Genomic DNA, 7,499 nt, shown 5'->3' with positions numbered 1-7,499 from the left:
GGAGTAAAGTGCCAGACCGCTTTGGGCTGCTTTTCCGCGGGGAACATACATTCCCTGGTACAATTCCAGTCCCTTCTCATCCAGGACTTTGGGAATCACCGCAGCCCGCATATTAAGCCCCCGAGTATCGACTACTAGGCCAGTGTACGGGGGTAGGTCATCAAGTAACGGTTGGGGCTCCGGCTTCGGGGGCTCCGGCTTTATCACCGGCTTTTCTTCTGCTCTAACTTTCGGTTGTTCTGCGGGAGGAACTTCAACTTTTCTTTCCGGGGGGACGGGTAAAACCGGTATACTGGGTTTCTGGGGCGCTAAAGGTAGAGGGGATGCCGGGGGTTTGGTTATAGGCAATTCTTTCGGTAGGCTGAACATCAAGGCCAAGAAATCCCCGCTCAAATTCATGGCCACGGTCACTTCAATGGCCCCATCCGATAAATATCTCCTCATTTTTCTTATTTCGGCCGAACCTTGGATCAATCCATCGGCCTGCAATCTGATCTCGTCGCTTTTGGCCAGGTGATTTTCCACGTAGGTAGTTGCATCGACTCGAACTCCATTGAGTACTTCGAGGAGGTTGCGCCGGGCATCGGCCAACGCTGCTCGTTCGGCCATCAAACGGGCCTGGGCAATGTTTTTCGCATCTTTCGGGGGGGCGCCACTTCCCTTGGCCGTTATGACTCCTTTGGACCAATTTATCTCACCACTGCCAATCGGCTCGATTACCTCCACTTGACTGGCCCAGCTTCCGCCTGTCCAAAAAACCAGCATTAAGAATAAGCCTAAGAGGCCGGCCACCTTTCGTTTCATTGTTTCCTCCCCTGGAAGACTCCTGCTTCCGGAGCATCCAACCAGGATTTATAATTAATTTCTCCTAAAAACAACGTTTCCTTGGGTGGACTCGCTCCCCACCAATTTTCTTTGGCATCTAGGTAAATAGAGGAAAAACTTTGAATGGCAAACGGGTTATCAAGAAAATTGTTCCGGTTAATCTTTGGCCTGGATGTTCCCAGGGCCAAAATGGCTCCCGTTCCTGAATTTCTGGAGAAGGTACAATAAAAGATTTTTGGTTCGGCATCGTTGGCCACTTTAACGCCAGCCTGGGAATGGTGGGCGATAAAGCAATGGTCGATATCGGGTGCCCCGTAAGCGATATCCAACCCTGTTTCCGCGTACTCTACAATACAATATCGGAAAAAACTGGCCGGTTTGGATGTTTGATCAAACCTAACAGCCGAAGGATAACTTCCGGGGGAGGGTGACGAACTATTGGAAGTAAAAGTAATCACTCGCTCGGCCGTACCCCGGGCATCGATTCCGCCGTCCTTCACGATGATCGAAGTTCCCGGGTTGTATTTCAAGGTAACACCGGGTTCAATGAACAGGATGGCTCCTTTCTCCACGCGTACGTCTTTTTCCAATACATAAGGGCTGTGCGCCAGGGTCAGGAAAGAATCTCGTTCAACCAATCCACCCAATGGACCTTTCAGGATGGGAAGCTCCACAGGTTTGCCCTGCGGGTAAGGAGCGTCAAGAACCCGCTGGTAGTCCACCCTGCCAAAAATTTTGCCGATGATTTTCAATCCCTCCTTGGTACCCCACCAATTGTCATTGGCTTCCACCTTAACGTCTTTTTTAGGATCATTATATATGTCATATTTTTCATTGTCATGAATATTGTTGTTCAGCAGGGAGAAAGAGGATGAAAAAATTCGCACCCCGACTTCTTGGTTGTTATGGATCCAGTTTTTCGTCATAATCGGCTGGGCTTCTCTAATGAATACCCCGTCTTGGCGATTTCCGCAAATCTCGTTTTCTTCCAAAGTAGGACTCGCCGCAGCCGATACTTCAACTCCAGAAGAAAAATTGGAGGCAATGACATTCCCTAAGATTTTAGGTCTGGAAAAAGACTCGCTGACCTGAAGGCCTACCTGATTGTTGGCAATCTCGTTGTGGCTGATCAACGGAGAAGACGAAAGACAGGTAATGCCCGTTAGAGCCCCTTTGATCCGGGTGTATTCAATGGTGCTGTCTTCATTTTTCGTGCTGTTAAAAATGATCCCTTTCCACTGCTGCCCCGGCGCTACGGATTCAAAGCCGATCAGGCTGGTCTGGTCTCCTTTGGCAATCAATTTCCCGAGGACAGAGATTCCCTCGCCCTTGGAACGGATGACCGTCCCAGGTTCGATCGTGAGGGTGGCTTTGGGGCCAACCAGAACTTCACCTTCGATAATATAAGGGCTGGCCCCCGCGTACCAGGTTACCTCCCCTAAAATCATCCCTTTTACCGAAGTTGGACCAGGTGTTACCGGTGTGGCCTTCGTTAAATCGGATAGTTTGCTCTCGTTGCCAGCTAGGTCCAAGGCAGCACCTTTATAGTAATAACTCGTTTCGTTCTTAAGGTTTTTATCCTGAAAGGTGGTTAATTCAGTGCTCCCTACTTCCTGGTATCCGGTCAGAGGGGTGATGCTGCGGTAAATTTTATACCTGGCGATGTCTTTATCCACGTTCTTCGACCACTTCAGGTCCACGATTCTGTCCCCTCCAATGACGCTTAATCCCTTGGGCGTGTCCGGCGGTGTGGTATCAATAGTAACTGGCCCTAAAACATCCACCCATTCGGTAGCGTTCCCAGTGTCATTGATCAGCATACCCGTTATAAGGGCTTCCTCCACATTATCTCCGGGCATGACTCTGTAGCTTCCGGTATAGGTGCCTGGCTCTTCTTCCTGCAGGGGGATGTCCTTTTTAAAATCCCCAATGCGGAAGAAGGACCGCAGGCGTGGGTCTCCTTCCATAGCTACCTTGATGACGTCTCCCATCTTATGGCCGTACTTGTCCGAACGCCTCATTCCATCATGAGCTAAGATCGTAATCGTTGGAGGCTTTAAAGCCTGGGATAGAGTAGGTTGGGGAATGGTTTTGACCATTTCGCGAAAAAGGTCATCGGAGGAGCGAAGGAGCTCAATCTCCCGCAGATTTAAAGCCGTAGTTACAGCAATTAAAATTAACCCCACCGGGGAGGTGGTTATCCCCGCCTCATGTTTCCGGGAGACGTCTTTGGCCCACCAAAGTTCTTTTCCAGTTTTCCCGTCCATCATCCGGACTTCTGCTCCCACGGCCACCTGGGAGTAAACCCCTAAATAGAGTCGATCGTAGTGAGTAACGCCACCTCGAATGAGGGCATCTACTCTAAGGATCTCCTGTAGCTTCTGCTCGGAAGTCTGGGCAACTTTTTCCGGTGTATCCAAGCCGGCCTGGCGGAGAGATTCATCCACTTTGAATAAAGGCATGGTGGTGTAATTTAGCCTGCTAAAATGCCCATGAAAGGATTTGCGGACGATATCGAAGGCTTCTTTTCTATCGGTCCGGTTCAAGAAAGGAAGAACGGCTACGGTTTGAGGAGGGCGGTCACTGAGGGAAGGAGCCACTCTTAACTCTCCTTCAAATTGAGTCACGATAGGAGGGGCTATCTTTATTTGCTTGGTGTAAACACACCCCGTTACTAAAATTATCAGAGTTAAAGCTACCGTTGCCCAAAGTGCTCGCTTTCGCCTTGTCATAGGTCCCTCCTTGAAGGATCCTTTATGATGGTCTGCCCCCTCTTCCCCCCACCTTGAAGGCGAAGGGTTTTAAGGAAGATTATACCACGAGGTTGACCAATCTTTTGGGAATCAGAACGAATTTTTTAATCTTCTGGCCTTTCAATAATTCATGAATTCGTTGGTTAGCCAGTACCGCTTCTTTCACTTCATTTTCGGAGGCATGCACACCGACCATGATTCGCCCGCGCAGTTTCCCGTTTACCTGGATGACCAGCAAAACCTCTTTCTCTTTTATAACTTCTTCTTCATACTTTGGCCAAGGAACCTGGGAAATGCTATCCGTATACCCCAGCATCTCCCAAAGTTCCTCGCCAATGTGGGGAACAATGGGAGAGAGAAGGATAACCACAGATTCCAGCGCTTCTCGCATAACCCCCAAGGTATGGGGGTCTGAATCTTTTCCCCTTTCTTCGCCCTGATAAAGAAGATTCACCAGCTCCATCACGGCGCTGATCGCGGTATTGAAATGGAACCGATTTTCGATGTCTTCCGTTACCTTCTTGATCGTCAGATGGGTTTTACGCCTCAGAGCTTGAAGGCCCTCCGAAAGTTTCCACTCCGGGTGAGGCCACTCAGCGATCCTGGATATTCCCGCCCGCTCATCTACCAGGCGCCAAACTCGCTGTAAAAACCGCGAAGCTCCTTCCACGCCTTGCTCGCTCCACTCCAGGTCTTTTTCCGGCGGTGAAGCAAAAAGGCAGAATAGGCGGACGGTGTCTGCTCCGTATTGTTGTACCAAATGATCCGGCTCCACCACATTTTTCTTTGACTTACTCATCTTCTCCGTACGCCCAACCTGGACGGCATTGCCGCACTTCCGGCAAATCGCCCCCTCCCCTACTTCCTCCGGGAACAGGAAACCATCTCGAGCGCAGAAATGAGTTTCTTTCACTACCATTCCCTGAGTCAAAAGATTGGTGAAAGGTTCGGCAAAATCTACTAAGCCGAAGTCCCGCAGTACCCGGGTGTAAAAGCGGGAATAAAGAAGGTGTAAAATGGCATGTTCGATCCCGCCGATGTATTGATCCACAGGCATCCAGTATTTTACCTTCTCCCGGTCAAACATATCTTGGTTTTCGTTCGGACTGCAGAAGCGTTCAAAGTACCAGGAAGATTCTACGAAGGTATCCATGGTATCCGTTTCTCGTTTAGCCGGCTTCCCACAAAGAGGACAGGATGTGTTCACGAACTCGGGAACGTAGGCCAAAGGGGATGTTCCCATGCCGGTTAGCTTGACCTCGTGGGGAAGGATCACCGGCAAATCTTTTTCCGGAACGGGAACGGTTCCACAATCCTGACAATAAACGATGGGAATCGGAGCTCCCCAGTAACGTTGCCGGGAAATTCCCCAATCTCTCAGGCGATAATTCACCGCTTTTTGCCCCAGGTTTTTTTCCTCCAGGTAGGCGGCAATCGCCTCTCGCGCCTGTATGCTGGACATTCCATTGAAAGGCCCAGAGTTGACTAAAGTTCCTTCCCCGCTGTAGGCCTCCAACATGGTCTCAGCCGTTAACAAAGGTCCTCCCTCTGGTTGGATGACCACCACTAAGGGGAGGTCAAACTTTTTGGCAAAATAAAAATCCCGCTGATCGTGGGTAGGGACGGCCATCACGGCTCCCGTTCCATATTCCATCAATACAAAATTGCCTGCAAATATAGGCATCTTCATGCCCGTGAGGGGATTCCGGCAGTAGGCCCCGATAAAAAGGCCTTCTTTCTCGTAATCTTCCGCGGTCCGTTTGGCCCGATCTTGCTTTTTAATCCGCTCTACAAAATCGAGCACCTCTTTCTCTTGCGGGGTTCCTTGGGAAAGTTCCAGGGTAAGCGGATGCTCGGGGGCCAAGGTCATAAAAGTAGCCCCAAAAACTGTATCCTGACGAGTAGTAAAGACGGGGATAAACCCTTCTCTTTCCCATAACGGAAAATGAACGGTGGCTCCTACGGACCGACCGATCCAGTTTTTCTGCATGGTGACTACCCGTTCTGGCCAGCCGGGAAGTTTGTCGCAATATTCTAACAATTCTTCGGTGTAAGCCGTAATTTTAAAGAACCATCCTTCCATCTCTTTCTGGATTACTTCTTCGCTACATCGCCAGCACCGCCCAGCTTCGACCTGTTCGTTGGCCAATACGGTCTGGCATTTTTCACACCAATTGACCGAAGAGGTTTTTTGATAGGCTAATCCTTTCTCGTACATTTTTAAAAAGAGCCACTGTTCCCAATGGTAATAGGAAGGATCGCAGGTAGCTAACTCCCGGTCCCAGTCATAGCTGAATCCCATCCGCTGAAGTTGGTTTTTCATGGCAGCGATGTTATCGGTCGTCCATTGCGCGGGATGGACCTCGTGTTGGATCGCCGCATTCTCAGCAGGCATCCCGAAGGCATCCCAACCCATGGGATGGATAACATTGAAGCCACGCATACGCTTATAGCGTGCCACCACGTCGCCGATTGAATAATTCCTCACATGTCCCATATGGATCTTCCCCGATGGATAGGGAAACATCTCTAACACGTAATACTTTTGTTTTTGTGGGTCTTCGAAGGTTTGGAAAAGTCTTTTCTCTGCCCAGATCTTTTGACATTTTTCTTCCACGATCTGGGGGGCATACCGTTTAGCCATTGATCCTCCTAAAATAAACAGATGAAAAAAAATACCATAATCATCTTCTGGCTGCAAGACTAAATAAAGGCAGTTATGAGTTCATAGTTCGGAGATCTAATGACTCCGAACCAATAATTCCCAACTATTTATTCCCCACTGGGGCAAAAAAAAAGGGCACCCTTACGGGTGCCCTATAAATTTTTATGGTAATATTTTTAAGATGCAGCTTTGGCCTGCATAAGGGTTGGCGTAATAAAGATCAGCAGTTCTCTCTTAATATTTAGAACTTCCTTATTTTTGAACAACCAGCCCAGGACAGGAATTTTCATCACCCAGGGAATCCCCTGCTGAGTTTCGGTGTTCTCCGATTCATAGATCCCGCCGATGACAATGGTCTCTCCATCTTTGACCAGAACTTCCGTGGAGGCCTCGCGGTTATCGATGCTGGGAACCTGCATCACGGGGGTGCGGTAGGCTCCCCGGGCATCCCGCGTGACGACGACTTTCATCATGATGGTTCCATCCGGAGTCACCTGGGGAGTTACTTTCAAGGAAAGAACAGCATCAATAAACTGGACTTGGGTTCCGGCCTGAGAAGTCGTCTCATAGGGGATTTTTTCCCCCTGTTTGATCACCGCTTCCCGGTTCGTCAACGTGGCTAATTTAGGCCGAGCGATTACTTTGGTTTGACCCTCGCTCTCGCCCAATTGAAGGCGCAAATCCAAATTCACTAAATTTCCCGTCAATTTGGCGAAGGAAATACCCATCCCCCCTACTGGGGTATTGGATGTGGAGGCTGGGAAGTTTACCACAAAGTTAGACGGGGTAATCAGGGCTGTGCTGGCCCCCGTGGCGCTGGGAGTAAATCCCCAGCCTGCTGCTGCGCTGGGATTATTCCCAGTTAATCCCCAGGACCATGGGGTACCCGTTTGGTTGTAACTGCCCCCCCATTGAACACCCAATGAGCGCGCGAAAGTCGTGACTGCCTGCACAATACGGGCCTCAATGAGCACCTGAGGGGTGGGAGTGTCTAATTTTTTAATGAGACTCTGAATTTCTTCAATTTGCGGCCTGCCGTCCTGAATGATTAAGGTGTTCGTCCGCTCATCCGCTTTTACGGAACCCCGAGAGCTTAAAAATCCTTTTCCTTTTTCTTCCTTTTCTCTGAGGAGTTTTTGCAGGTCTGCAGCTTTGGCATAATTCACTACAATAGTTTCCGTAGTTAACGCTTCCAACTTTTCCCGGCTCTCCCTGGATTTGATCAGAAGATCCTCTTCTTTTTGCTTATCCTCCCG

The 7,499-nt window shown here is 49.5% G+C and carries 4 protein-coding genes; all 4 read right to left on the bottom strand.

All coding sequences use genetic code 11. The features are described from left to right. Positions 1–804: hypothetical protein (locus Q7V48_08215; GenBank protein ID MDO9210719.1), on the bottom strand; the 804-nt coding region annotated here is incomplete at its 3' end. Beyond that, entirely contained in the window at positions 801–3,557 is a 2,757-nt protein-coding gene (locus Q7V48_08210) for a DUF799 family lipoprotein (GenBank protein MDO9210718.1), read from the bottom strand. The genes Q7V48_08215 and Q7V48_08210, both read right to left, overlap by 4 nt. Before the next feature lie 79 nt (positions 3,558–3,636). Continuing rightward, positions 3,637–6,222 carry a leucine--tRNA ligase gene (gene leuS, locus Q7V48_08205; protein ID MDO9210717.1) on the bottom strand — a complete coding sequence of 862 codons (2,586 nt, stop codon included), beginning with the start codon at positions 6,220–6,222 and terminating at the stop codon, positions 3,637–3,639. A 197-nt stretch (positions 6,223–6,419) separates the two neighbouring features. Beyond that, the coding region (pilQ, locus tag Q7V48_08200) for a type IV pilus secretin PilQ (GenBank protein ID MDO9210716.1) at positions 6,420–7,499 on the bottom strand (1,080 nt) is incomplete at its 5' end.

The sequence above is a fragment of the Deltaproteobacteria bacterium genome (assembly GCA_030654105.1).
Lineage (GTDB): Bacteria > Desulfobacterota > SM23-61 > SM23-61 > SM23-61 > JAHJQK01.
The sequence above is the reverse complement of the archived record's forward strand: the minus strand, read 5'-3'. Positions and strand labels throughout refer to the sequence as shown.

What these genes read in the sequence shown, in the direction of transcription:
- Q7V48_08210 (MDO9210718.1), bottom strand. Translation starts at nt 3,557, where the DNA reads ATGACAAGGCGAAAGCGAGCACTTTGGGCAACGGTAGCTTTAACTCTG.
- leuS (MDO9210717.1), bottom strand. Translation starts at nt 6,222, where the DNA reads ATGGCTAAACGGTATGCCCCCCAGATCGTGGAAGAAAAATGTCAAAAG.